This is a genomic window from Granulicatella adiacens ATCC 49175, from assembly GCF_025150565.1.
Classification (GTDB): Bacteria; Bacillota; Bacilli; order Lactobacillales; family Aerococcaceae; genus Granulicatella; species Granulicatella adiacens.
The window spans coordinates 1,587,158-1,611,513 of the sequence record NZ_CP102283.1 but is presented as its reverse complement, the minus strand read 5'-3'; the positions used below and the strand labels follow the sequence as shown (position 1 = coordinate 1,611,513).

Below are 24,356 nucleotides of genomic sequence, written 5' to 3'. Positions count from 1 at the left end.
TAGAAGTGGCTATTTATTTTAGTAACTTTGTTTTTGTAAGAGCAAGTGACAGAGCGTGAGGTCACTCATATCTTTTACGTTAAGACCTGTTTGTTCTGCAAAACGGTCGATGCGATACTGCAAGGTATTCCGGTGTAAGAATAATTTTTTGCTAGCTTTTGAAACGTTTCCGTGGGCATCCCAAAGTGCTTCAACGAACTCTTTTACTTCTTCTACGTTTAAAAGAAGGAGTAGTTCATCCGCAATCGGGGCAATATCCACCAGTCCATTGGCGATTCCCCATAGTAGAACAGGAGAAAACTCGAGGCAAGAACGTTTGTGAGAATGTAATAAATATTCAACAAATAGAGCTTTCTCGGCTTGGTATAGTAAGGGTGTATTCGTATTGGTCGCCCAGCGGTTCCCAATAAAGATTTGTAGCTCTACCGCAAAGTCGTCTTCAATAGCGGATTTTACTTCAAAAAGAGTGCTAGCAAGAGCGGTTGAGACTCCCGGATTCACGACCAGCGTGTAATGATGGCGGAAGTTTTTGAAGATGGCAAGCGATCCAACGGTTAGGTTCTCGACAAATTCTAACCAGTCTTTTTCGTGAAAGACGCCTTCCTGTTTTGGAAAGACGGCTAAATGCACGCTTTGAATATATGCGGTCTCGCTTGGAAGAGCCCCTTTTCCTTCCAAGTAGGCAAGCCAAGGATGCGTTGGTGCTGTTGTTTTTGTCGGTTGTATAGTTAATGTTTGAATGAGGAATCGTTCGCGCTCTGATAAACTTTCTTCTAAGAGAAAAATCGTTTCACCGTTCAACTCTACAGGAACAGCATTTTGAGTCGATTCTCCAAGAACGGCATCAGGGAACAATTCTTTCCAAGTCTTTTTCATAAGAACTCCTTTTTGAAAACTGTTTGCCTCTTAAGTATACACGTTGTTTGTGGGAGAATAAAGGTACTTACACTATGAATTTTCAGAAAAATTGGGTAGAATAAAACATATAGTGAAAATAAGGGGGATCCAAAATGTCAACAGAATGGTCATTAAAAGAAATCTATCCTTCATTTGAAAGTGAAGAGTTTAAACGTGACTTTGAACGTTTTTCAAACTTTAGAGAGGTATTCAATAGCTTAACGCTAGAAGATAACTTAGAGTCTATCAAAGAGGCAATTGAGGCCTTAGAAGAGTTCAGCGTTTTAAGCAGCCGTCTTGGAAACTACATTAATTTAACATTAACAGCGAACACAACAGACGAAACAGCGAATAAATACCGTACTTTATTCGGTAATGCATATGCTTCGTTAAACAGTGCGTATACAAAAGTCTACAAATTTATCGGAAGCGTGGAAACAGATATTACGGCAGACGAAGATTTAAAAGACTACGAATTCTACTTTGCAGAAGCGAAACAACAATACAAACATCTATTATCGGATGAATTAGAAGATGTCATTGCGAAATTCTCTATTAGCGGAGGAGATGGTTGGGAACAACTCTTCGAAGCGATGACTTCAGGCGTTGAAGGCGAATTTAAAGGCGAAAAAGTAACGCTTAGCGAAATTCGTAATATGGCGTATGATGCTGATGCAGCGGTTCGTAAAGAAGCGTACGAAACTGAATTAAAAATGTACGATACGATCAAAGAACCAATTGCATTTGCCTTAAACAATATTAAACAACAAGTGCTAACAGAAATAAGCTTACGTGGTTTTGAATCTCCACTCGCACAAACATTAGAAGCATCTCGTATGTCTCGTCAAACATTGGATGCACTTCTTGAAGCGATTCGCGAATATTTACCACAATTCCGCGCTTACTTAAAGCATAAAGCTTCCCTCTTAGGTCATGAAAATGGATTACCATTCTACGACTTATTTGCACCAATCGGAGAAAGCTCACGTCGTTTCACAATCGAAGAGTCGAAAGAATTCTTATTAGAAAATTTCAAAGGGTTCTCAGAAGATTTAGCACAGATGACAAAAGAAGCATACGAAAATAACTACATCGACTTCTTACCACGTAAAGGAAAAGTGGGGGGCGCGTTCTGTAGCAACCTACCATTCATCAAACAATCACGTATCTTAACAAACTTCTCTGGCTCATTAAGCGACGTTGTAACGATTGCGCACGAATTAGGACATGCGTACCACGGTTTACATATCGAAAATCACCGTGTATTAAACCAAGAGTACTCAATGCCTGTTGCTGAAACTGCGTCAACCTTCAACGAAAATATCGTAATGAACACAGTGATTAGACAAGCGAGCGATGCTGAAAAAGTAGCGTTACTTGAATCACAATTACAAGATACAACACAAATCATCGTGGACATCTATTCACGTTACTTATTTGAATCAGCGGTATTTGAAAACCGTGAGAAGAGCTTCATGTTCTCGAAAGATTTAGAACAATTAATGTTGGATGCGCAAAAAGAAGCATACGGCGATGGATTAGATCCAGACGCAATGCATCCATATATGTGGGCTTGCAAACCGCACTACTACAGCAGCGGCTTAAGCTTCTACAACTTCCCATACGCATTCGGAGGATTGTTCTCTAAAGGATTATATGCCATCTATCAAGAGCAACCTGAAGGATTCGTTGAAAAATATCAAGAGTTATTGCGTGCGACAACAGTAACTTCTGCGGAAGATACTGCGAAGGTGTTGGGCGTGGATGTTGAGGACAGCGCATTTTGGAAGAAGGCACTCGCGCAAGTTGCCGACAACATCGAGCAGTTCATTGCTTTAACTCCGGTAAAAGCATAAAAACATCTTGCGATGTTTAGTCCAATCCGTTGGAATAAAACAAAATAATTAATAGTGCTATAAAGTACTTCGAGCCCTTTCGGAACTCTTCATAGCAATCATTATAGCTGTATCGGGCTGAGTCTTACGTCTCAGCTCCTATCGAGCCTCAAAGTGACTCTAGGAAATAAATTTCCAGAGTCACTAATTCGCATCGATTACATTCGCTATGATGATTGCTATAGAATCCGAAGGGCTCTTTCGTACTTTTATGGAGTTTGTTTTTGTTTTATTCCTGCGAGTTTGTAGGGCTTCGCAAGATATTTTTATGCTTTCCTTTTTTGATGGACTGCTGCGATGTTATCGGCAATGCTTAGGAAGGGAACGCATTGTCACTGAGAGTTACTTGAAGGGAGGAGAAGAGACCTCAATAGTGGTGGGGACTTCGTTAGAGGAAGGGGCCACGTTTTATTGCCGAATCCGAAGGGCTCTTTCATTCTTTTTAAGAATATTCTATCCTAGTTGTGAATTTCCATGATTTGTATGCTAGTAATAAAATCAATAAAGATTCTATTCTGTTTGACACTAATGATAAAAATATTTATAATAAGTATACTTATTATAAGGAGGAAGAATTATGGAATTTAGTTTTAGCTTAAAAATCCAAACAACTAAAGAAGAGGCTTGGGAGTACTATGCCAATATTGAAAAATGGTATACTTGGGAGGAAGATTTAAAAAATATTACTTTAAAAGGTAATTTTGAAACAGGTTCAAAAGGAATTATGGAGCTTGAAGGCATGCCTCCAATGGAATACGAACTTACTCATGTAAAAGTATTTGAAGAATTTTGGGATAAAACGGCTACTCCATTTGGGGATATACTTTTTGGACATCAAATTATCGATAATAATGATGGGAGTGTAATTATAAAACATTCTGTAAGCTTAGATAGTGAAGATATCCAACACTTGGAATTTTTAAAACAAGTTTTTTCAGATGTTCCAGACTCTATCTTTATTCTAAAAAAATACTTAGAAAGTTAAGGTGATCTTTGATTGTTTACATCAAAATATAAGAATGATTCTGAGAAATCGACCGGTTTGCTATTTATGAGAGCCTATAATAAATGGCATTTTATGATTAAACAAGAACTAAAAAAAATTAACCTAACACATCCTCAGTTTGTAGTCTTAGCTGCACTTGCTTATTTACTGCAAACTGAAAATGAGGTTACTCAAGTAATGATTTCTAAACTTTCGGGAATAGATGTTATGACGGTGTCTCAAATTTTAAGTTTGTTGGAAAAAAAGGATTTTGTAAAAAGACAAGAACATTCCAGAGATACTAGAGCAAAAGCCGTTATTTTGAATGAAAAAGCTGAATTAATATTAAAAGAAGCAGTACCTAAAATTGAACATATTGACGAAATGTTCTTTGGAAAATTAGGGAATGATGAAGATACTTTTAAGTATTATCTTGGAAGATTGAATGAGGAATAAAAAAACACCGGTTTAGCCGGTGTTTTTTTGTAAATGAAATATATAGGAATATCGTCTCCATTAAAGAGTTTTAAGCCTGTTTTCTTCGTTTGAAGAATTTGTAGATAAGGAATAACAATTGGTGAAATAAAACAATTGCAAGGATATACAAGATGCCCTCGTGAGTGATGAGAAATTCTTTTTTTGAAATATCAAAAGTTCCAACAAACAAAGCAAGTAGCGTAGAGAAACTTAAAGCTATTGATTTTTTCCACTCAAGGAGGTTCGTATTCTTAACTGCCATTTTAAAAAGTGGAAACAGATAAATTCCAGATAGCAAAATACAACCAACAAGCGATTGGAAATCAAATCGGAATACCCCTCCTTTTGGAGCTTGGCTAATGACATCCATGAATTTAGCCCAGATAAAAATAACTCCCCAAAACAATCCGTATAAGGTATTCATCAAGATGAGTTTTTTGAAAGAAGAATTCATAATAAGCTCCTTTTGGTAATTGATTTTCTGTTAGTATAATTCAAATTTTTTATTTATCGATTAAAACTCGATTCTTTTAGGAATTTTTTAAACAGTTATAGTTAGAGTTAAAAGTTTAAGATTGAAGATTTTCCTCACAAAGTGGTTGACAGAAGCGAGGTAGGGTAGTATATTGTAAAACGTAATAAATACGATTTAGAATATTTTTGGGGGAAATTCAATGAAATTACTAAAGAAATCACTCTTTATTGGAAGTGCCAGTATCGCTCTATTAGGTGGATTAGTTTGGGTGAATCAACAAGGCGCTGTGAAACAAGAAGAAGCAGTTACTGAGGATACAACAAAAGAAGAAATCGATAAGGAAAAAATGGCCAAATACGAGAAAGCGGCTGAAGAAATTAAAAAGAATAAACCTAAAACGATCGTGGGTGAAGTTTTTACGAATGGATATCTTAAAAAACACGGAGATCACTATCATTTCGTCTATGGAGAAGTTCCAAAAGATGCTATTTTCGAGCATAAAGACGGGAAAACACCTTATCCGTTGAATTCTACCGAGGACCATTATACTTTCGATTTCAAAGATGTTGTTGAGGAGAATGAGCTTGGATATGTGGTGAGACACGGAGACCATTACCACTTTATTTATAAGAGTCAATTGAATCAAACCGCGCATTCGTTTTCTTCACCAGGTCTAGTTCAATCCAATTTTGGAGGGACAACAGGAGCATTCCTGTCAACGCCTCCTTCAAGTTCTAGAGAGGAGGATCAAACACCTGATACCTCTTCAGGTGAAAAACAATTTCCAGGAATTCATTATCCTACGAGCGATGGATTTTTATTTGATGGAAATCATATTATTGGAAAAACAAGTAAGTATTTATTAGTAGCTCATAATGGTAGTTTAAAAGATGTTCATGTAATTCCTTATGAGCAACTCGTAAATAGTCAATGGGAATATTTGATTCCTAAGGAAAACCTAGAAGAAGCCAGAGCACGGTATTATGGTCGAAAGGTTGAGGAAGCACCCGAGACTAACGAACCAAATACCACGCAGGAACCGACTCCTTCAGAAAATACGACCCAAGAGAATAAAGAGGAAAAAGAATTAGAGAGAAAAATCGAGGAAAAAATTGCTCGAATTATGAAAGAATATGGGGTTAAACGAGACCAAATTGTGGTTGATAAGGAAAAGAACTCCATTATTTATCCTCATGGAGATCATCATCATGCTGAACCGATTGATGAGAGTAAACCGTTTAGTGGTGGGCATTCTCATCACAATTATGAAACCTCTAAACCAGAAGATGGAGTAGCCAAAAAACGGAATAATAAAGTGTATACTGGTGCGGAATTAGAAGAAGCAATTGCGCTGTTGAAAGCAAGCACCTTTAACAATCAGGCCTTTACTTTAGCCAACGGTCAAAAGCGTGTTTCATTCACATTTGCTCCGGGAATCGATGAGAAATTAGGAACGAATATGATTGTGAAACTCACGACTCCAGACGGTCATCAATTAGAGAAACTATCTGGTCGAGTGTTTGGAGATGGAGTTGGAAATATTGCCAATTTTGAACTTCTTAAATCATATCTTCCAGGAGAAACATTTAAGTATAGTATCACTTCAAAAGATTATCCAGAAGTTCATTATGAAGGGACATTCACAGTGACTGCATCTCTTGCTTATGAAATGGCTAGTCATACTATTTTCTATCCGTTTTATGCCGGGGACACTCATCTCAGATTGAAACCACAGTATAAGATTCCGGGAGGAACGGAAGCATTAGTACGTGTGTTTGATGAATTCCACGGGACACCATATTTGGAAAATAATTATAAATTAGGGGAAATCCAGTTGCCGATTCCTGAAGCCTATAAAGGGGTTACTTCTACTCCAGGGAATGTCATTCGTGTGACCTTTATGGCGAACCCTTACGAAGAAAATGAATCGTATTATGTGGTCGAAGTTCCTGTCTTAGATCCAAAACAAAAGACCGAAGAACCGGGAGTGCTCAAACAATTCCAAGAGCATGCGCAAAAAGACGCAGAAAATACGAAACCAACCACAGCAACTGCAGGGGAAAAGGAACAAGGAGAAAAAGAAAAACAACCAGAAGAGACGCCTCAGAGCACTTCAGAAGAACAAAAGGAAACAACGAAAGAAGAGAAACCTTCAGACTCAACTTCTAAGCCAAGCACTTCGCAATCCCAATCTGAAACTCCATCGACTCCAAAGCCTCATGAAAATGAAGGAAGTGAGCCTAGTTTAGATTCAGGAGAGAATGAAGAGCCTGCAGTGGACCCTGTCCAAGAAAAACTTGCTAAGTTTGCAGCTGGTTATGGCGTAGGATTAGATAGTTTAGTGTTTAATATGGATGGCACAGCGGAATTGCGCTTGCCGGACGGACGGTCCATTCCAATTAATATGGCAGATTTTACAAAATAAGAGGGTATTAGAAAAAGACGGTAGGGATACCGTCTTTTTTGATGGAAGCAAAATATAAATGATATTGTTGCTTTTTTATTAAATCGTATTGCATCCGTTTCTTAAGAGGAGTACGATAAGAATATTAAGGTTAAAGGAGATGAAGTTATGTTTACGTTAACGAAGGAATTGACGAAACAATATAAAGAAAGTTTTCAAAGTAAACCAGAGCGTATTGTGGCGCAAAATGCTGCGGTGAAGAATGGTTTGAAAGGTGCTAGTGAAACGGTCGCTTCTGTTGTGGAAAATCAGCCGGTGTATTCGATTGATTTAGAACACGGAAAAGTAGCCAATCAAAAGGCTTCTGGTCGTTGCTGGATGTTTGCGGCGCTCAATACATTCCGCCACAGACTTTTTAATAACTTCAAGCTCGAAGAATTCGAACTCTCACAAAGCTATACTTTCTTCTGGGATAAATACGAAAAGGCGAATTATTTCCATGAAAATATTTTGAAAACAGCGGGCGAACCTGTGACAAGCCGCAATGTAGCCTTCCTTTTACAAACCCCTCAACAAGACGGTGGGCAATGGGATATGATCGTGTCTATCTTCAAGAAATATGGGGTTGTGCCAAAGAGTGTGATGCCGGAAAGTTTTTCAAGCTCGGCTTCAAGCGATTTGAACAAATACTTAAATAAAAAACTTCGCCAAGATGCAAAAGTGCTTCGTGACCTAGTGGCAAGAGGTGCTAGCGAAGCGGAAATCAACGAAACGCGTAAGCAATTAATGCAAGAAGTGTATGACTTACTTAGCGTGACTCTTGGAACTCCACCAGAAACATTCGACTTCGAATATCGTGATAAAGACAAGGAATTCCACCGTCACTTGAATTTGACACCACAAAGCTTCTTCGAACAATTCGTGGGCTTAAACTTGGACGATTATGTGTCTATCATCAATTCACCGACAGCGGACAAACCATTCAACTGTTCCTACACTGTTGATATGCTTGGAAATGTCGTTGGCAACCAAGTGCGCTACTTGAACCTTGATATGGCAACCTTCAAAGAGTTAGCGATTCGCCAATTAGAACAAGGGGAATCTGTATGGTTCGGTTGCGATGTCGGTCAATCTTCAAACCGTGGTAACGGTCGTCTTGCGCTGAATAACTTTGACCTTAAAGGTTTAACGGGAATCGATTATTCACTCACAAAAGGCGAACGTCTTGAATACGGCGATAGCTTAATGACGCACGCAATGGTATTAACAGGGGTGAACCTTGTCGATGGTAAACCAAATCGCTGGAAAGTGGAAAATAGTTGGGGTGAAGAATCTGGGGTTGAAGGGTTCTGGATGATGAGCGATGCGTGGATGGATGAGTATACGTATCAGATTGTTATCAGAAAAGATTTGCTTACAAAAGAGCAACTCGACGCTTTCAACAGCGAGCCAATTGTATTAGCGCCTTGGGATCCAATGGGGTCTCTAGCCTAGGATGTGAGACATCGCGCTGAGAAATGGACCGTTGGACCGGAACGCCGGAAGGGACTCGGAACGAGTCGTGCGGACGTTTCGGGAAACGCACGGCATTTCTGCGATGGCGAGCTCAACTACAAAGGATGTGAGACATCGCGCTTAGAAATGGACCGTTGGACTGGAACGCCGGAAGGGACTCGGAACGAGTCGTGCGGACGTTTCAGGAAACGCACGCCATTTCTGCGATGGCGAGCTCAACTTCATCAAAAAACTGAATCAGTGTCACTTTAAACATCTTCAGATGTATGCATAAAACAAAATAAGTCCTCTGGACATCTTCATAGTGGTGACAGTAAAGGCACCGGATTGAGCCGAAGTCTCAATTCCTAGCAAGCTTCAAACCGAGGGTAAGTGATGAATCACGAACCCTCGGTAATTCACATTGCTTGCACCTCTTTACTGTTCCCACTATAGAGTCCAGAGGATTTTTGTTTTTTTAGTTTAGGTAATAGAATCCGTGCTTCCTAGAGCCAAATCAATTGGTTGTGAAAAGTCGAGTTGTCTTGTGCTTTTTAGGGCTAGGGGTGCTGAATACGGCTTTCTAAAATTAACATAACTGTTAATTAACATATATGTTAATTTTGGAAATGTAGGCAATAAAAAAGGTGGGTAAAGTCTTGGACTTTATCCACCTTTTGAAGTGTTGTGGTTATTCGCTGCGGAGCGATTCGACTGGATCTTTCTTCGCTGCAATGCGTGAAGGGATGAGACCGGCTAAGACTGTAAGAACGATAGAAATGACAATTAGGATAAAAGCGGCATCCCATGGTAATTGTGCAACTCCGTCGACCTTGGTTGTCTGTGCAACAATCGCATTAATAGGGAAAGTTGCAAGGAGCGTAATCGTGATACCGAGTACCCCGGAAATAAATCCTTCGATAGCAGTTTCTGCAGTAAAGATGCGACGGATATCTTTCTTCGAAGCCCCCATTGCACGTAGGATTCCGATTTCTTTTGTACGTTCGAGAACTGAGATGTACGTGATAATCGCAATCATAATTGACGATACAATGAGCGAAATAGCTACGAAGCCAACAAGTACTGTTGTAATCACACCCACCATTGTTGTAATGGATGACATGATGGTTTGAATATCGTCAGAGTAGGCGAGCACTTTATCGTCGTCGCCGGCATCTTTTTTCGCCGTGTTATAGGCGTTGATGAAGTCCTTCAACTCTTGTTTTTGTTGGAAAGAAGAGGTGTAGAACTCGATGGCAGCCGGTTTGGATTTGTCGATAACACCCAATTTTGCCAGGTTTTCTTCGTAAGTGGCAGCCAAGTTGTCGTTGTATTGTTGGACGTATTGCGCTTGTTGTTCAGGCGTCATTTTTGCCAATTGAATTTTTTCTTCTTCGGTTAAATCAGCCGAATTGAATGGTTTTGGATCTTTGGCAAATTCTTTTCCAGTAAATACATTGATGGTTGGTTTGGCTTCTTGCTCCTTCACGATGTCACTATTTTGAATTTGCTCAGAAGTGTAATCGATAAGGGCGCTTGTATAGGCCACACCACCAGAAGGAGAGTTCACACTAGATCTTGTGCCTTCTTTTTGACGAAGAACACCGACGATTTTAAGCTCAAGGCCATTCTCGATTTGTGTCTTCATATACGATTTGTCGTCAATTTTATTAATCCATTGGTTGTTCTCCTTAACGAATCGGTTCGTGTTGACAACGGCTTTGAATGTTTTTCCGATGAAATCACTATATTGATATGTTTGAGAACCTAATTCATCTAGTTTTTTTGCATCGTTTAATTCGCTAGGATCTTTGATACGTAAACTATAGAGTAGCAAATCACTAATTTCGTTATTCTCATCGGCAATCAGAACGATTTCTGATTTATCTGTTGGCAAACGTCCTTCCAAAACATCGTACTGACTTTCTAACATGTTCGTATCACTCGAAAGTTCACTCCAATAGTCAATATTATGCAAGTAGCCTTTCATTGTTTGGTTAGAAGTTTCGACTTCATCTGCAAGAGTGGAAGGAAGGATACTTTTTGGGCCATCGGAAGTATCGCTCGCATAAATGTAAGGTTGTAAATTGTATTGGTAACGAACATCTTTTGTAAGTGCTTCGACTTGAGAAGCATTCTCTTCCAAATATTTTTTAAAAGAAGCTAAATCATTTTTACCAATTTGTTTTTTTAATAATTTTGTAAGGACAGTATTAACGCCAAGCTCATTATTGTCTTTATAAGGCTTATCGCTTAAGTCCGGGGAGGTCGCTAACAGATTGCTTTGGTTCTGCTCGCTAATCGTCAGTGGAAGAGAGACAAGGGTATCTTCTTGCACCTTTTTTACGTAGTCGCTCACACCATTCGAGAGCGCTAGGATAAGGGCAATCCCGATAATCCCGATGGAACCAGCAAAGGCGGTTAGGAAGGTACGGCCTTTCTTCGTCAATAAGTTATTAAATGAAAGAGCAAGAGCCGTCATAAAGTTCATTTTCGTCTTCGTGAACTGAATGTCGCCTTGTGTTTTCTCTTCTGTTAGTTCGTATGGATTCGAATCGCTCAAGATGTTTCCATCTAATACTTGTACGATACGTGTGGAGTACGTCTTTGCAAGTTCTGGGTTATGCGTCACCATGATAACCAGCCGTTCCTTGGCGATGTCTTTTAATAACTCCATGATTTGAACTGAGGTCTCAGAATCAAGCGCTCCTGTAGGTTCGTCGGCTAAAACGACTTTTGGATTATTCACAAGGGCACGCGCAATCGCGATTCGTTGCATTTGTCCCCCAGACATCTGACTTGGTTTCTTATATAAATGGTCTTTTAGGCCAACTCGTTCGAGCGCTTCGATGGCACGTTTTTTGCGTTCAGCTTTTGAAACACCAGAGAGCGTCATCGCAATCTCGACGTTAGAGAGTGCCGTTTGGTGACCAATCAGATTATAGGATTGGAAAACAAATCCGATCGTGTGGTTTCTGTAACTATCCCAATCGCGGTCTTTAAATTGCTTTGTTGATTTTCCTTGGATGAGTAAATCACCAGATGTGTATTGATCGAGTCCACCGATGATATTTAATAGGGTGGTTTTCCCAGAACCCGATTGCCCGAGAATGGAGACAAACTCATTTTCACGGAAGCGAATCGATATATCCTTCAACGCGTGAAACTCTTGATTAGCTGTATGATAAACTTTTGAAATATGTTGTAGCTGTAACATCATTTAGCTCCTTTCGTAGTTGGGTTAAGTGTACCACAGTTGAAGGGGCATAACCTAGGACTCTGGTCGGAAATTTAAATTTTTGAGTATTGAAACTATTGTTAAAATCTGTATAATAGGAATACAACACAAAAAAGGAGTTCAACGAATGACAATTGATAAAGTAGCTCTTATGGAGCAAGCAAAAGAAGTGTTAAAAAATGCCTACTGTCCTTATTCCAAATTTCCTGTAGGTGCGGCTGTTTTATACAAGGATGGACGTGTGATTACAGGGGCGAATGTGGAAAATGTATCGTTTGGTGTGACAAACTGTGCCGAACGTAGTGCTATTTTTTATGGAGCTTCGCAAGGCTATCGCCAAGGAGATATTGCAGCTATTGCGGTTGCAGGAAAGACAGAAGGCTTCCTACCTCCTTGTAATATTTGCCGTCAAGTCATGGTTGAATTCTGTGGACCAGAAACTCCAGTATTTCTATTGAACGGAAAAGGAGATATCCTTGAATTGAAATTAGAGGAGTTAGTTCCTTACTCATTTACAACATTGAATATGTAATCGAAAAGGCTTTAGAACATTGTTCTAAAGCCTTTTTATGATTCTGGCTGGCTGTATTGATAACAGATTTGATACTCTGGATACGAAGAAAATTGTAAGGAGAGATACGATTGTACAAACTGAAATCTCTCCAGAGCAATGTTTCGCTCATTTTCATTTTTAGAATGTTCCAAGAGGTATGCTATCCAACGAAGAAATAGCTGGGGAGTGGTATCTTGCAGAATTTCAAGTAGCTCTTCTTGATAGGGGAAGTTTTCTTGTCCCATGTGTTGGTTTAAAGTATGAATAGAGATCCAATCTTTTGAATCATAAGAAAGCTCTTCGGTAGTTTCGTGTAATTGTTCTAGAAATGAAGAGAAGTTCTCCGCTAAGGTGAGCCATTGATCCATTTCCGTATCCACTAAACGAATACTTGGTTCGGAATGGGGGCCTTTTTGGACATCAAAGCAATAATAGATAGGGCCATCCTGGAAGAAAACAATCAAATACTCAGGCAGAGAAGTCTGTTCACTTTGCCATTTTTCGCAAAGAATACTAGGGAAAAAATCACCCGAAGTAAAGCCGCAAATTCCATTACACAAAGCATAATCAATCCCAAATCGAGTAGGCTCGCTTGTATAGATTTTAGTGTTTTTGAAGTATCCTGCTCCATTTTCGTGAATAAAATCGATATATGCTTTAGGAATAGGCAAAGGATACTCTTCAGGGATATCCTGTTGGATGGGGGATAAAAAGTGGTTTTGAATCATAAATCTCCTTCAGGCTGTTCATTTTGACTAGAGAGGGATGTACACAGCCTCGTAATCTGATATAATATATTTATCTTCTATTTTACACGTATTTTTGAAAATATGGTATAATAGGGGTACTTAAATTAAAGGAGCGTGACATTATGTCAGTAGTATTTACTATTTTAGGAATTGTCGTTGTGCTAGCTATTTGGGGCGTTTTCGCTTATAACAGCCTTGTACAACAAAAAAACTGGGTGAAGGAAGCATGGGCACAAATCGATGTTCAATTGCAACGTCGTAATGACTTAATTCCAAACCTTGTTGAAACGGTTAAAGGATATGCAAAACACGAACAAGAAACATTATCTCAAGTAATTGCGATGAGAAACCAAATCGCTGGGATGGGAAATGACGTTTCACCACAAGAAAAAATGGATGCATCTAACCAATTATCAGGTGCTTTAAAAACTGTTTTTGCTTTGGCTGAAAGCTATCCAGATTTAAAAGCCAACACTAATTTCTTAAACTTACAAGAAGAATTGACAAATACAGAAAACAAAATTTCTTATTCTCGCCAATTGTACAATTCAAGTGTTGCGAAATACAATATTACTGTTGAATCTATTCCAACAAACATTGTTGCTGGATTTGGTGGATTTACAAAAGAAGAATTGTTAGAAACTCCAGTAGAAGCTCGTAAAGTTCCTGAAGTTAAATTCTAATTAATAGTTAATCTGAAGGAAGGAGTACTGATATGTTACATCAGCAAATTGCTTCTAATAAAAGAAGAACAATTGTTGTGATTGCTTTATATATGGTGCTCTTCATCGCGGTAGGAATCGGTATTGGGTATTTCACATTAAATAATGCAACAGCTGGAGTAATCCTTGCTGTAGTGATTGGTGGAATTTATTCATTGATGATGATTTCGAATGCGACAAATGTAGTGATGCAGTTAAATCATGCCCGAGAAATCACGGATAAGAATCAAGCGCCAATGTTATGGAATATTGTGACAGATATGTCGATGGTTGCTCAAGTTCCAATGCCTCGAGTGTTTATTATTCAAGACGAATCTCCAAATGCTTTTGCAACAGGAAGTTCACCTCAAACAGCAGCAGTAGCAGTGACAACAGGGTTACTTGAACGATTAAATCGTGAGGAATTGGAAGGCGTTATTGCTCATGAATTTGGGCATATTCGCAACTATGATGTTCGTTTACAAACCATCGCTATTGCGCTTGGAGCAGTCATAGCATTACTGGTTCAATTCGGTAGTCGAATGATGTTCTGGGGTGGCGGAAGAAGAAGTAGTGATAATGATGATGAAGACGGAGCCAATGCAATTTTTATGGTAATTGGTCTAGTCGCAATGATTCTTGGACCATTTATGTCGACGATTTTACAACTCGCATTATCCAGAAACCGTGAATATTTAGCGGATGCAACAGCAGTCGAATTTACAAGAAATCCTTATGGACTTATTTCTGCCCTAAGAAAGATTTCTGAAGCACCGCCAATGACGGAAGCGAATAAACAAAGTGCAACATTATACATTTCGAATCCGTTTGGAGAAAGTGGAGATTCACTTTTTGCAACCCACCCTTCAACGGAAAACCGTATTAAACGTTTAGAAAAAATGTAGAAATTAGACTGGGGGCTTCCTCAGTCTTTTTGTTTTCAGAAAGAGGTTAAGTGGATGTCGTTTATTAGAAAAAATGTACTACTGGAAGAAGGGACGTACTTATATTATCTACATGAAGAAAGTCTCTTTCACGAAGAATCTTATAAGGAATTATGTGTATATATTGAAGGGTTAGAATCTATTTCATTAGAGGACTTTAAAAATCTTGTTTTTCTTCATCACCAAGTGATTCGTCATTTAGTGTATCATTTTGATCCTGTGGATATTGTTGAATTAAAGAACTTTCCAACAGATTACTGGGAAGTGATTGAAAGAATAGACATTGCGGTGAAAAGAATCACTCAGAAAGTCAAATGCTAAGAATGGACACTCCTATAGAAGGGAGAAAGAGAGTTGAAGAAATCACTTCAACTCTTTTTATGTGTAAAGGGAGGAAATTCTACTTTAGAATGTTGCTAAATTGTTACAAAAGAAAACGGTTCATTTGCAAAATGTAATCTAATTTATATGTTTTATAGTTTGAAAATCATTTATAATGGAGATTATAAAACTTAGGAGGTGGGAGTCTGTGGCAAAACAATTGTATATCCATTATGATAGCGTATCGAACCATGTGTTGGCGAAATCGATCGCGTTCCATTTGTCTGCCTTACCACAGTCTGAAATCCCTCAAAATATCCTCCTTTTGAATGGGAAATCTAGTCTTGCCACTCATGATTCTTATACTGGATTTATGTGGATTAAAGGACGCAAAAATGTGTTGGAATATCTTCAAGGTGTAGCAGAAGGAAAAGAAGCTCCATCAAACTGGGTTGATTTTGACTCTATTGAATTCGTTCATCAACTCACACCGCAAGAGATTGCGGATCTACTCTATATCTCTCATGCGAAAACACATTTACACTCACCGTTTTTCTATAAATTACAAAATAATTTTATTTACCTATGTTTGGATAATGAATATTCTAAAGTGTATTATCGAAAAATCGAACAGTTTTTACCACTCTTATCAAGACAAGTACAAATTGAGATGACGGAAATTTTAAATCAATCACCGAAGTTTTTCTTCTTTGGTTCTGAAAAAGAAGCAGAAGCGATTTCGATTGAAGCTTTGAAAGAAATGATGCCTCTTTACCGCGAAGGAATCAGTTTGGCATTTGATCAAGTGAATAAGCAAGAGGATATTTATGAAATACCGATTTTCTTGACGGAAGATCGTTACCATTACGCAAATAAAGCAGTGACACAAAACGTGCGTATTGGACAATTAACGTATAACGAAACGTATCAAAATTGGAAAATTTCAGCAAAATTACCAATGACGGATGCCATTTAAAACACTTTTCAAAGAGAATCTTTGGAAAGTGTTTTTTGTTGGTTTTGTCTGAACTTGTAAGGTTTCCGCCGTTTTGTTATACTGTAACGTGCAAGGTTATTATCTAAAATAACAGACATGGACCACATAGATTGGTCGTTCGCTGGAAGCGAATAGTTTGGAGGATTCATATGAAAGTTGTTGTCATTTATGGCGGAAAAAGTGCCGAGCATGATATTTCAATCTTAACGGCAGGATCAATTATTAAAGAGATTTATTTTGAATATTACGATGTAGAGCCCGTGTATATTACAAAAGAAGGAACTTGGTTAAAAGGGGAAGCATTAAAGGCTCCAGTTGCCTTTGATCAAGCGCTTCGTTTAACAGAAGGGCTGGAAGCTCGTTTTGCAACGGTTGAAGGGGAAGTATCCACAGGAGTTCGCATTCAACCAAGTGATATTGCAGGACCGGATACAGTCGTTTTTCCAATTTTACATGGACCAAACGGAGAAGACGGAACCATTCAAGGACTATTTGAAATTCTAGATTTACCTTATGTAGGATGTGGCGTTTTAGCAAGTGCCAATGGGATGGATAAAATTGCTAGTAAGCACCTGTTCCAACAAGCAGGAATTCCACAAGTGCCATTTGTTCCTTTTGTGAAGGCAGATTTCAAAAAATCTCCTGAAGCGATTTACAATCGTATTGAAGGAACGCTGCGTTATCCAGTGTTTGTGAAGCCTGCTAACATGGGATCAAGCGTAGGGATTTCAAAAGCAACAAATCGTGAAGAATTAACCGCTGCGATTGAGGAAGCTCTCAAATACGACCGCCGTATTGTTGTAGAGCAAGGAATTGATGCCCGCGAAGTCGAAGTAGCGGTTCTTGGAAACGATGAAGTGAATACTTCAGTTGTTGGAGAAGTGGTCAAACAAGCAGGATTCTACGATTACAATGAAAAATACATCAACAATACAACAACACTTCAAATTCCAGCTGCAATTCCTGAGGAAGTTTCCGCAAAAATTCGTGAATATGCCGAAACGGCTTTCCGTGCGATTGATGGCAGTGGATTAACCCGTTGTGATTTCTTCCTTACTGAAACACAAGAAGTCTTCATTAATGAAGTGAATACAATGCCTGGGTTCACACAATTTAGTATGTATCCAAAATTATGGGAAGCAATGGGGATTTCTTATAAAGATTTAGTCGAAGAATTGATTCGTTTAGCCCTTAAACGCTATAACGATCGTCATGCAGAGTAAGGAGAAGAACGATGAGTATTGGAACAGTTGCCGAAATCACAAAAGCAGTTGGCGCGATTGATTATCAATCGGCACATCGATTCGAAACGATTGAGTCAGTAGCCTTTGATACTAGAAAATTAGGTCCGAATAGCCTGTTTGTTCCTCTAAAAGGGCAAACAGACGGACATGATTATATTGAACAAGCGATTCAAGCCGGCGCAACAGCCGTGTTATGGGGAAAAAAAGATCTTACACCACCAGAGGGAATCTGCGCCATTTGGGTAGAAGACCCTCTTGAAGCTTTTCAAAAATTAGCGAAATGGTACTTAGAAAAAGTATCTCCTCGTGTCGTTGGAATTACAGGAAGTTCTGGCAAAACTACGACGAAAGACATGACAGCAGCCGCTCTTGGCGCACGCTACCGTGTCTATAAAACACAAGGGAACTTCAATAACGATATCGGCTTACCACAAACGATTTTAGATATGCCGGAATCAACTGAAGCACTTGTCTTAGAAATGGGAATGAGTAATTTCCACGAAATCGAGTTCTTATCAAAATTAGCACGCCCAGAAGTTGTTGCGATTACGCTCATTGGTGAGTCGCACATGGAACAACTCGGAAGTAAGGAAGGTATTGCAAAAGCCAAACTTGAAATCCTTTCTGGACTACAAGAAAAAGGAACCTTTATTTATCCAGCGCATGAAGACTTAATTACAGCAGGGATTGCGCAAGCTGAAAAACCAGCAACCTTCAAAATCGTTACAGTCGGCGAAGGAAGCAAGGAACTCTCAACTAAAAATATCGAACTGTATTCAGACCACACTGCGTTTGAATTAGTGACACCAACTGAAACTGTGGCAGTAACATTGCCAGTTCTTGGAGCGTATAATGTTTCAAACGCACTTTTAGCCATTGAAATTGCACGCACGTTAGAGGTACCACTCTCAGATATCGTGTCTGCCTTAGCGAACTTCGAATTAACGAAGAACCGTACGCAATGGGTGAAAGGACAAAACGGAGTAGCCATCTTAAACGATGCTTACAACGCCAGCCCAATCGCGATGAAATCGGTGATTCAATCATTTGTTTCAGTTGAAGCAACAGGCCGTCGCGTCCTTGTTCTTGGAGATATCCGCGAACTCGGAGAACATTCGAAAGAATTGCACGCCAGCATCTCAGAAGTCATTTCTCCAAGCGAAGTCGCACTTGTGTACTTGTACGGCGAAGAAATGGAAGCACTCTATGATGCGTTGAAAGACCAGTTTGAAATAGCAGCGCTTCACCATTACATGGACAAAGAAGCTTTGATTGCTGACTTAAAAGCCGAACTTAAAGAAGGCGACCAAGTCCTCATCAAATCAAGCAACGGCACAGGCTTACTCGCCGTTGTCGATGCCTTAAAAGCAGAATAACAAATATAAAGGAAAGTGAGAGACGCACAAACGTCTCTCGCTTTTTTGTCCCCTCATGGAGAACTACCCATTATAAAGTGTCCCCATTTCTCAACCGCACCACGAGAAGCAAACTCCCACCTCCTCCCGCTTTTAAAGGTTGTCAATGCGCTGTGAATACGGGCGGAAAATCTAGCGGATTCAATAGTAGCAGTAATGGGGAATCGCATTAAATGCGAATTAGCTGGAGTTAGAAATTGATTTCTTACTCCAGCTTTGAGGCTTTAAAGGTGAGAGACGAAAGACTCGAACCGTTGCCCCATTACAGCTATTATTGAAAAATCCGCAAGGATTTGGAGCCCGTAAATTCTTATTCCCTAAGCTTTTTCAAAGAATAAAAAGCAGCAGTCGGCGGTCTGTATTCTTTGCATTCTCGCTGGATGCGTGCTATACTATTCGCTGAGTTGAGAAATGTACACACATTTATAATAGATAGTTTGAAATTTAAACGATTGTAGAAGTCTGGTGCTCTTACGAAAAGCTCCAGACTTTTGTTATGAAGGGAAATCCCTCGTGTGCTTCTCACCGAAGTATCCAAGGAGGAAAATATGAAATTTAATGAATTAGGATTGGATTCTGCCTTACTAGAATCTATCGAAAAAATGGGGTTTGAAGAAGCAACTCCCATTCAAGCACAAACCATTCCAAAAGCATTGCAAGGCTTAGATGTGATTGGGCAAGCGCAAACAGGGACTGGTAAAACAGCCGCATTTGGTTTGCCAATGCTTCAAAAAATCGACCCAAGTAAAAAAGGCGTACAAGGACTTGTCATCGCACCAACTCGTGAACTTGCGATTCAAACACAAGAAGAATTGTTCCGTCTCGGACGCGACAAAAAAATTCGTGTACAAGCGGTTTACGGTGGAGCGGACATTAACCGTCAAATTCGCCAATTAAAAGAGAATCCACAAATCGTTGTGGGAACTCCAGGTCGTTTATTAGACCACATTTCACGCCGTACATTGAAACTAGGGGCAGTGGAAACACTTGTCTTAGACGAAGCGGATGAAATGTTAAACATGGGATTCTTAGAAGATATCGAATCGATTATCAAACAAGTTCCAGAAAACCGCCAAACGCTTTTATTCTCTGCAACAATGCCAGATGATATTAAACGTATCGGTGTTCAATTTATGAAAGATCCAGAGCATGTTCGTATCAAATCAAATGAGATGACTGCGACATTAATCGATCAATATTTCGTAAAATGTAAAGACTACGAGAAATTCGATATTATGACACGTTTATTAGACGTTCAAACGCCTGAATTAACTATCGTATTCGGACGTACAAAACGTCGTGTAGATGAATTAGCACGCGGACTTGAAATGCGTGGCTACCGTGCAGAAGGAATCCACGGGGACTTAAGCCAACAAAAACGTATGAGCGTTCTTCGTGACTTCAAGAACAACCATTTAGACATCTTAGTCGCTACAGACGTTGCGGCACGTGGACTAGATATCTCTGGCGTTACACACGTCTATAACTACGATATCCCACAAGACCCAGAAAGCTATGTACACCGTATCGGACGTACAGGTCGTGCGGGTCAAGAAGGAATGTCTGTAACATTCGTGACACCAAACGAAATGGATTACCTACGTGTGATTGAAGAATTAACACGCAAACGTATGACAAGTCTTCGTCCACCAACGCAAACAGAAGCCTTGGAAGGACAAACAAAAACAGCCATCGAGTCTATCGACGAAATGATGAAAACTGTGGAACCAAGACGTTTCAAAGAAGCGGTCTCTTACTTATTAGACGAGTACGAACCAGAAGAATTGGCAGCTCTATTACTTAAGAGCATGATTAAAGATCCAACTGAAATTCCAGTTAAAATCACGCCAGAACGTCCATTGCCAAGCCGCAAACGTGGCAACAGCCGTGGAAACTACAACCGTAATGACCGTAAAGACAACCGCGGACGTAACGGAAAAGGAAGCTTCAAGCGTAAAGAAGATCGTCGTGGCCGTGGCTTAGAAGACGAATATACACGCGGATATAAAGGGAAAGATTCTCGCCGCCGTAACAACAAAAAGAAATCTGACAAAGGATTTACCATCCGTCAGAAATAATGAATGGAGCAGACTAGTAAAACGCTAGTCTGCTTTTTTTAGAATCTCATATTGACAGTGTCTGCTATAAAACGGTAGTATAAGGAAAAAACATATGAGGTAGAAGTAAATGGGTGCTCGATTGAAAAAACCGCTTTGGGTTCTATTCTTTTTTGTAATGAAGATTGCCATAAATGAAGGAATTGAATTTGTGTTCAAAATGAATTTGTGGAATCTAGGTCGTCAAGCGGATATGTGGGAGTTAATTGTTACGATTATTTGCGGTGGCATTTTGGTATTTTGTATGTACAAAGTACACACAAAATTATTTAAGCCAACAGTAAAAAGAAAGTTTCAACTGATGGATTTAATTTTTGTTTTTGTAACGTATATTGCTCTCACATTTTCAAGCTATTTTATTTATAATTTGTGGAGTTCAATGGCTTATGGGACAGGTCGATCAAAACTAGTTGATTTTTTCTTTAGGGCAGGTCTACCACTTACAACAGATAAATATATTTTTGCTTTAGAAGTACTAAGAATCGTTTGTTTTGCACCTTTGATTGAAGAACTTTTTTATAGAGGATTTCTGAATAATTTACTTCGAGGAAAAGTGAATACTTTTGTTAGAATGTCCATTGTATCAATTCTATTTACAGCTGTTCATTTTCCGACTTATATCCATAATTGGATACAGTTTTTAGCTTATCTTATTGGTTCTATTGTTTTTTTTCTTGTGTATGAACGAAGAAGAAGTTTGTTTGACGCAATTTTATTACACAGCCTTTATAATGGACTTCTTGTAATCTTGTTCATCGAAATACCGAGACGTTTCTTTTAGAAGATTAGTCAGTGACTTCTTATTAGGAGTCACTTTTTTTGTAGATTTTTGTTTTAGGTTCATTTTAGTTTTAAGGAGTACTCTCTTATTAAGGAAGACGCCAAAAGAAACAAGCGATTTTCTTTCAATAGAACAGTGTTTTGATACAATAAGGAAAAGAGGGAACCAATCATGACTGTCTTAACTAAAATCAGACCAAAAGAACCATTAAAAACTTTAAAGTGGGTTGACATCCTCATCGTGACGATGATCATGTTCGGGGAGTTTATCATCCGATCCACACAACAATTTCTACAGAGTTTACAATCTGTAACGGAAGTGGTCCAGTAGTATACGGAGACGACAACGTCCTATAGCGACGGGGCAGCGTATTCGAGTAACTTTACCTACTAGCGATTGCACTCTTGTACTTAGTCATCCGTCATTACGACTTCAAGCAGTTGAAGGTCCGTTTTCACTGGTCCGTACTCATCTGGGTACCGGTATTATTCACGATTGTCGGACTGTTTGGCGATGTCGTAACCACGCTGAGCGGCGAATATAATTACTTCGACCCAGCGCTTATGGGCTGTTAAATGGTTTCTACGAAGAGTTCTTCTTCCTTGGATTAATGACATCGGTGAAGGAAGAGCATCAGTGGAAGGCCTTGGCGTTCTCAACCCTTGTTCGATTCTCATTCCATACGTATCAAGGAATGTTGTGGGCAATGGTTATCGGAGTCGTGTATGGATTATTCTACTATTTCATGTACAAAAAAGTGATGAAAAACCTATTACCATTCTTCCTTATGCACGCATTGGCAGATATGTTTGGTTCAAGCTTCATCTACTTATTAATCGCATGGGCATACTAACACTGAGCAAAGCGCATCCTCGAAATGATATGTACCCAGAATCCTGGACACATTTTTAAATTAAGCTGAACACATGGATGTTTCCCTGTATAGAACAGGGGGCATCCATTTTGTTTTTTCTTGAATTCTTTTGTTATTGTAATAATCTATATATTCTTCCACAGCCGTTTGAAATTCCTTAAAGGTAGAATATTCCATTTCAAAACCGTAGAACATTTCGTTCTTCATTCTGGCGAAAAACGTTTCTATAATGCAATTATCATAACAATTTCCTTTTCGGGACATTGATTGAATAATCCCTCGTTCATTTAATGATCTTTGGTAAAATGCGTGTTGATATTGCCAACCTTGATCAGAATGGAGAATCAATCCATTAACATCAGGGAATTTTTTGAAAGCTCTATTTAGCATCCTTTGAATCTGTTCTAAGTCGGGGCTTAGAGAAAGATCATAGGAGATTATTTCATTAGTAGACATATCTAAGATTGGAGAAAAGAAACATTTTCCCCAAGAAAAAGTGAATTGAGATACATCTGTACTCCATTTTTGAAGAGGCCTTTTGGCCACAAAATCTCTGTTAATAATATTATCAGCAACTTTTCCAACACTACCACGATAAGAATGGTATTTTTGTTTAGGGCGTTTTCCAAACAAATCATTTATATGCATCAGACGTTGAATTCTTTTATGATTAACAACGTAACCTCTACGACGAAGTTCTTGGTAAATTCTTCTAACACCATATCTACCTTTATTTTCATGAAAGATTGTTTGGATTTCCAATAATAAATCCCCATTCTTTTCAGCCACAGCATCTACTTTATTTAATTCAAAATAATAAGTAGATTTAGCCATTTTCATCGCTTTAAGAAGATATTTTAGTTGGTATCCTACTTCTCGAAGTTCCTTGATGATCGCTGCTTTCGCGCCTTGAGAAGCGCAGCTTCCTGTTCTTTTCTCAAGGCTCTCAGTTTTTTTATAACAGCAATTTCAGCTTCTAAATATGCATTTCGCTCACGTAATCGAACTAATTCTTCTCGTTCGGATTCTGAAAGGTTACCAGTCACAGCCTTTTTATTCATAATAAGCTCCTTAGATAATGCTTGTCTACGTTTCTCATTCTTTAGACCATTATATCCATAAGTTAGGTACTTGTGAACCCAAGAACTTAATAATCCGCGACTAATTCCTGCTGGAAAAGAAACCTCTGAAAGAGTCTTCCCGTTTAAAACCTGTAGAATAAATGTCAATTTTTCTTCTGCTGTCCATTTTCTTTGCCTTTTAACGCGCTCTAATCCTTTAGGTCCGTGAATTTTTTCAATTTTATCCCAATCCAGTATTTTTCTTTGGAAACTCCTTTTCATAACTTTTTCAGGCGTTTCGGCCCATATTCCTTGTCGATATAATTCTACACATTTCATTTTGAATTCAAATGAGTAACGCATAATAAATACCCCCTTTACTGGTTTGTCCAGTAAAGGGGGTACATATCAAAAGGGTGCGCTTTTTATGTTTCCTCATTCTTCTTGCGGATTTTTGATAGTAACTATAACGTTGCAACGGTGTAAGTCTGGGTCTTACACCTTTGAAGCTTCAAACGCGGAGTTTGGAATGGTCCAACTCCGCGTAATTCACATTCAATGCGAATCACGTTACAGTTACTATAAAACCGCAAGAATTCGAGGAAACATCAATGCGGGATTTCCGGTTGACTGACTATGAAAGGCTGCAATTACCATATATGGTAATTGCGTGTTGGAGTGGAGTAAAAATAGTGTAAAATCAAGCTTCTTTCTTATGTGTGAGGAGGGCGGTT

Annotated in this window: 20 protein-coding genes and 1 pseudogene; 15 read left to right on the top strand and 6 right to left on the bottom strand. The window is 38.9% G+C overall.

Going from position 1 to position 24,356, the window contains the following annotated elements:
- Positions 1-18 precede the first annotated feature (18 nt).
- Entirely contained in the window at positions 19-876 is an 858-nt protein-coding gene (locus tag NQ540_RS07935) for a helix-turn-helix domain-containing protein (RefSeq protein ID WP_005607064.1), read from the bottom strand.
- A gap of 134 nt (positions 877-1,010) precedes the next feature.
- Between NQ540_RS07935 and NQ540_RS07930 the strand changes: the two genes are divergently transcribed.
- The 3 genes from NQ540_RS07930 (at position 1,011) to NQ540_RS07920 (ending at position 4,233) form a co-directional block, all read left to right on the top strand.
- Positions 1,011-2,753, top strand: coding sequence for a M3 family oligoendopeptidase (locus tag NQ540_RS07930; RefSeq protein ID WP_005607062.1), 1,743 nt, complete (start codon positions 1,011-1,013; stop codon positions 2,751-2,753).
- Positions 2,754-3,369: 616 nt separating this feature from the next.
- Entirely contained in the window at positions 3,370-3,777 is a 408-nt protein-coding gene (locus NQ540_RS07925; protein ID WP_005607059.1) for an SRPBCC family protein, read from the top strand.
- A gap of 93 nt (positions 3,778-3,870) precedes the next feature.
- The gene (locus NQ540_RS07920; protein WP_223429366.1) at positions 3,871-4,233 is read left to right on the top strand and encodes a MarR family winged helix-turn-helix transcriptional regulator; all 363 of its coding nucleotides are present in this window, start codon (positions 3,871-3,873) and stop codon (positions 4,231-4,233) included.
- A gap of 70 nt (positions 4,234-4,303) precedes the next feature.
- Here the strand turns inward: NQ540_RS07920 and NQ540_RS07915 are convergent, their stop codons facing one another.
- A complete protein-coding gene (locus tag NQ540_RS07915) occupies positions 4,304-4,708 on the bottom strand; it encodes a hypothetical protein (protein WP_005607054.1) in 405 nt (134 codons plus the stop codon).
- Between the two features lie 220 nt (positions 4,709-4,928).
- Here NQ540_RS07915 and NQ540_RS07910 point away from each other — a divergent pair, with 220 nt between their 5' ends.
- Together NQ540_RS07910 and NQ540_RS07905 are read left to right on the top strand one after the other, a co-directional pair.
- Positions 4,929-7,154: a pneumococcal-type histidine triad protein gene (locus NQ540_RS07910; protein ID WP_005607050.1), complete on the top strand. Its 2,226-nt coding sequence runs from the start codon at positions 4,929-4,931 to the stop codon at positions 7,152-7,154.
- Between the two features lie 147 nt (positions 7,155-7,301).
- Positions 7,302-8,627: a C1 family peptidase gene (locus NQ540_RS07905; protein WP_005607047.1), complete on the top strand. Its 1,326-nt coding sequence runs from the start codon at positions 7,302-7,304 to the stop codon at positions 8,625-8,627.
- Between the two features lie 691 nt (positions 8,628-9,318).
- Here NQ540_RS07905 and NQ540_RS07900 read toward each other — a convergent pair.
- The gene (locus NQ540_RS07900) at positions 9,319-11,844 is read right to left on the bottom strand and encodes an ABC transporter ATP-binding protein/permease (RefSeq protein WP_039849143.1); all 2,526 of its coding nucleotides are present in this window, start codon (positions 11,842-11,844) and stop codon (positions 9,319-9,321) included.
- Between the two features lie 148 nt (positions 11,845-11,992).
- Between NQ540_RS07900 and NQ540_RS07895 the strand changes: the two genes are divergently transcribed.
- Positions 11,993-12,397, top strand: a complete 405-nt coding sequence (locus NQ540_RS07895; protein WP_039849142.1) for a cytidine deaminase — start codon at positions 11,993-11,995, stop codon at positions 12,395-12,397.
- Between the two features lie 35 nt (positions 12,398-12,432).
- Here the strand turns inward: NQ540_RS07895 and NQ540_RS07890 are convergent, their stop codons facing one another.
- Positions 12,433-13,146: an SMI1/KNR4 family protein gene (locus NQ540_RS07890; protein ID WP_005607042.1), complete on the bottom strand. Its 714-nt coding sequence runs from the start codon at positions 13,144-13,146 to the stop codon at positions 12,433-12,435.
- 143 nt (positions 13,147-13,289) lie between these two features.
- Between NQ540_RS07890 and NQ540_RS07885 the strand changes: the two genes are divergently transcribed.
- The 9 genes and pseudogenes from NQ540_RS07885 (at position 13,290) to NQ540_RS07845 (ending at position 22,540) form a co-directional block, all read left to right on the top strand.
- A complete protein-coding gene (locus tag NQ540_RS07885; RefSeq protein ID WP_005607041.1) occupies positions 13,290-13,850 on the top strand; it encodes a LemA family protein in 561 nt (186 codons plus the stop codon).
- A gap of 32 nt (positions 13,851-13,882) precedes the next feature.
- Positions 13,883-14,773, top strand: a complete 891-nt coding sequence (gene htpX, locus NQ540_RS07880; protein WP_005607040.1) for a zinc metalloprotease HtpX — start codon at positions 13,883-13,885, stop codon at positions 14,771-14,773.
- 54 nt (positions 14,774-14,827) lie between these two features.
- Positions 14,828-15,133 carry a hypothetical protein gene (locus NQ540_RS07875; protein ID WP_005607039.1) on the top strand — a complete coding sequence of 102 codons (306 nt, stop codon included), beginning with the start codon at positions 14,828-14,830 and terminating at the stop codon, positions 15,131-15,133.
- 208 nt (positions 15,134-15,341) lie between these two features.
- Entirely contained in the window at positions 15,342-16,109 is a 768-nt protein-coding gene (locus NQ540_RS07870) for a hypothetical protein (protein WP_050755103.1), read from the top strand.
- 170 nt (positions 16,110-16,279) lie between these two features.
- Positions 16,280-17,353 carry a D-alanine--D-alanine ligase gene (locus tag NQ540_RS07865; protein WP_005607036.1) on the top strand — a complete coding sequence of 358 codons (1,074 nt, stop codon included), beginning with the start codon at positions 16,280-16,282 and terminating at the stop codon, positions 17,351-17,353.
- An 11-nt stretch (positions 17,354-17,364) separates the two neighbouring features.
- Positions 17,365-18,750 (top strand): UDP-N-acetylmuramoyl-tripeptide--D-alanyl-D-alanine ligase, encoded by a 1,386-nt coding sequence (locus NQ540_RS07860; RefSeq protein ID WP_005607035.1) that lies wholly within the window; start codon positions 17,365-17,367, stop codon positions 18,748-18,750.
- 587 nt (positions 18,751-19,337) lie between these two features.
- Entirely contained in the window at positions 19,338-20,867 is a 1,530-nt protein-coding gene (locus NQ540_RS07855) for a DEAD/DEAH box helicase (protein ID WP_039849140.1), read from the top strand.
- A gap of 109 nt (positions 20,868-20,976) precedes the next feature.
- On the top strand, positions 20,977-21,687 hold the full coding sequence (locus NQ540_RS07850) for a CPBP family intramembrane glutamic endopeptidase (RefSeq protein WP_005607032.1): 711 nt from the start codon (positions 20,977-20,979) through the stop codon (positions 21,685-21,687).
- 171 nt (positions 21,688-21,858) lie between these two features.
- Positions 21,859-22,540: pseudogene (locus NQ540_RS07845) on the top strand (CPBP family intramembrane glutamic endopeptidase).
- Between the two features lie 60 nt (positions 22,541-22,600).
- Here the strand turns inward: NQ540_RS07845 and NQ540_RS07840 are convergent.
- Together NQ540_RS07840 and NQ540_RS07835 are read right to left on the bottom strand one after the other, a co-directional pair.
- Positions 22,601-23,452 (bottom strand): IS3 family transposase, encoded by an 852-nt coding sequence (locus NQ540_RS07840; protein WP_233420212.1) that lies wholly within the window; start codon positions 23,450-23,452, stop codon positions 22,601-22,603.
- A complete protein-coding gene (locus NQ540_RS07835) occupies positions 23,431-23,985 on the bottom strand; it encodes a transposase (RefSeq protein WP_005608245.1) in 555 nt (184 codons plus the stop codon). Before NQ540_RS07835 ends, NQ540_RS07840 begins: the two co-directional genes overlap by 22 nt.
- Between the last annotated feature and the right edge of the window lie 371 nt (positions 23,986-24,356).

Excerpts from the sequence above, each read along its gene's own strand:
- NQ540_RS07935 (WP_005607064.1), bottom strand. The coding sequence starts at position 876 with ATGAAAAAGACTTGGAAAGAATTGTTCCCTGATGCCGTTCTTGGAGAA.
- NQ540_RS07905 (WP_005607047.1), top strand. The coding sequence starts at position 7,302 with ATGTTTACGTTAACGAAGGAATTGACGAAACAATATAAAGAAAGTTTT.
- NQ540_RS07855 (WP_039849140.1), top strand. The coding sequence starts at position 19,338 with ATGAAATTTAATGAATTAGGATTGGATTCTGCCTTACTAGAATCTATC.
- NQ540_RS07875 (WP_005607039.1), top strand. The coding sequence starts at position 14,828 with ATGTCGTTTATTAGAAAAAATGTACTACTGGAAGAAGGGACGTACTTA.
- NQ540_RS07885 (WP_005607041.1), top strand. The coding sequence starts at position 13,290 with ATGTCAGTAGTATTTACTATTTTAGGAATTGTCGTTGTGCTAGCTATT.
- NQ540_RS07915 (WP_005607054.1), bottom strand. The coding sequence starts at position 4,708 with ATGAATTCTTCTTTCAAAAAACTCATCTTGATGAATACCTTATACGGA.
- NQ540_RS07890 (WP_005607042.1), bottom strand. The coding sequence starts at position 13,146 with ATGATTCAAAACCACTTTTTATCCCCCATCCAACAGGATATCCCTGAA.
- NQ540_RS07930 (WP_005607062.1), top strand. The coding sequence starts at position 1,011 with ATGTCAACAGAATGGTCATTAAAAGAAATCTATCCTTCATTTGAAAGT.
- NQ540_RS07900 (WP_039849143.1), bottom strand. The coding sequence starts at position 11,844 with ATGTTACAGCTACAACATATTTCAAAAGTTTATCATACAGCTAATCAA.
- NQ540_RS07920 (WP_223429366.1), top strand. The coding sequence starts at position 3,871 with ATGATTAAACAAGAACTAAAAAAAATTAACCTAACACATCCTCAGTTT.
- NQ540_RS07835 (WP_005608245.1), bottom strand. The coding sequence starts at position 23,985 with ATGCGTTACTCATTTGAATTCAAAATGAAATGTGTAGAATTATATCGA.
- htpX (WP_005607040.1), top strand. The coding sequence starts at position 13,883 with ATGTTACATCAGCAAATTGCTTCTAATAAAAGAAGAACAATTGTTGTG.
- NQ540_RS07850 (WP_005607032.1), top strand. The coding sequence starts at position 20,977 with ATGGGTGCTCGATTGAAAAAACCGCTTTGGGTTCTATTCTTTTTTGTA.
- NQ540_RS07860 (WP_005607035.1), top strand. The coding sequence starts at position 17,365 with ATGAGTATTGGAACAGTTGCCGAAATCACAAAAGCAGTTGGCGCGATT.
- NQ540_RS07925 (WP_005607059.1), top strand. The coding sequence starts at position 3,370 with ATGGAATTTAGTTTTAGCTTAAAAATCCAAACAACTAAAGAAGAGGCT.
- NQ540_RS07895 (WP_039849142.1), top strand. The coding sequence starts at position 11,993 with ATGACAATTGATAAAGTAGCTCTTATGGAGCAAGCAAAAGAAGTGTTA.
- NQ540_RS07865 (WP_005607036.1), top strand. The coding sequence starts at position 16,280 with ATGAAAGTTGTTGTCATTTATGGCGGAAAAAGTGCCGAGCATGATATT.
- NQ540_RS07910 (WP_005607050.1), top strand. The coding sequence starts at position 4,929 with ATGAAATTACTAAAGAAATCACTCTTTATTGGAAGTGCCAGTATCGCT.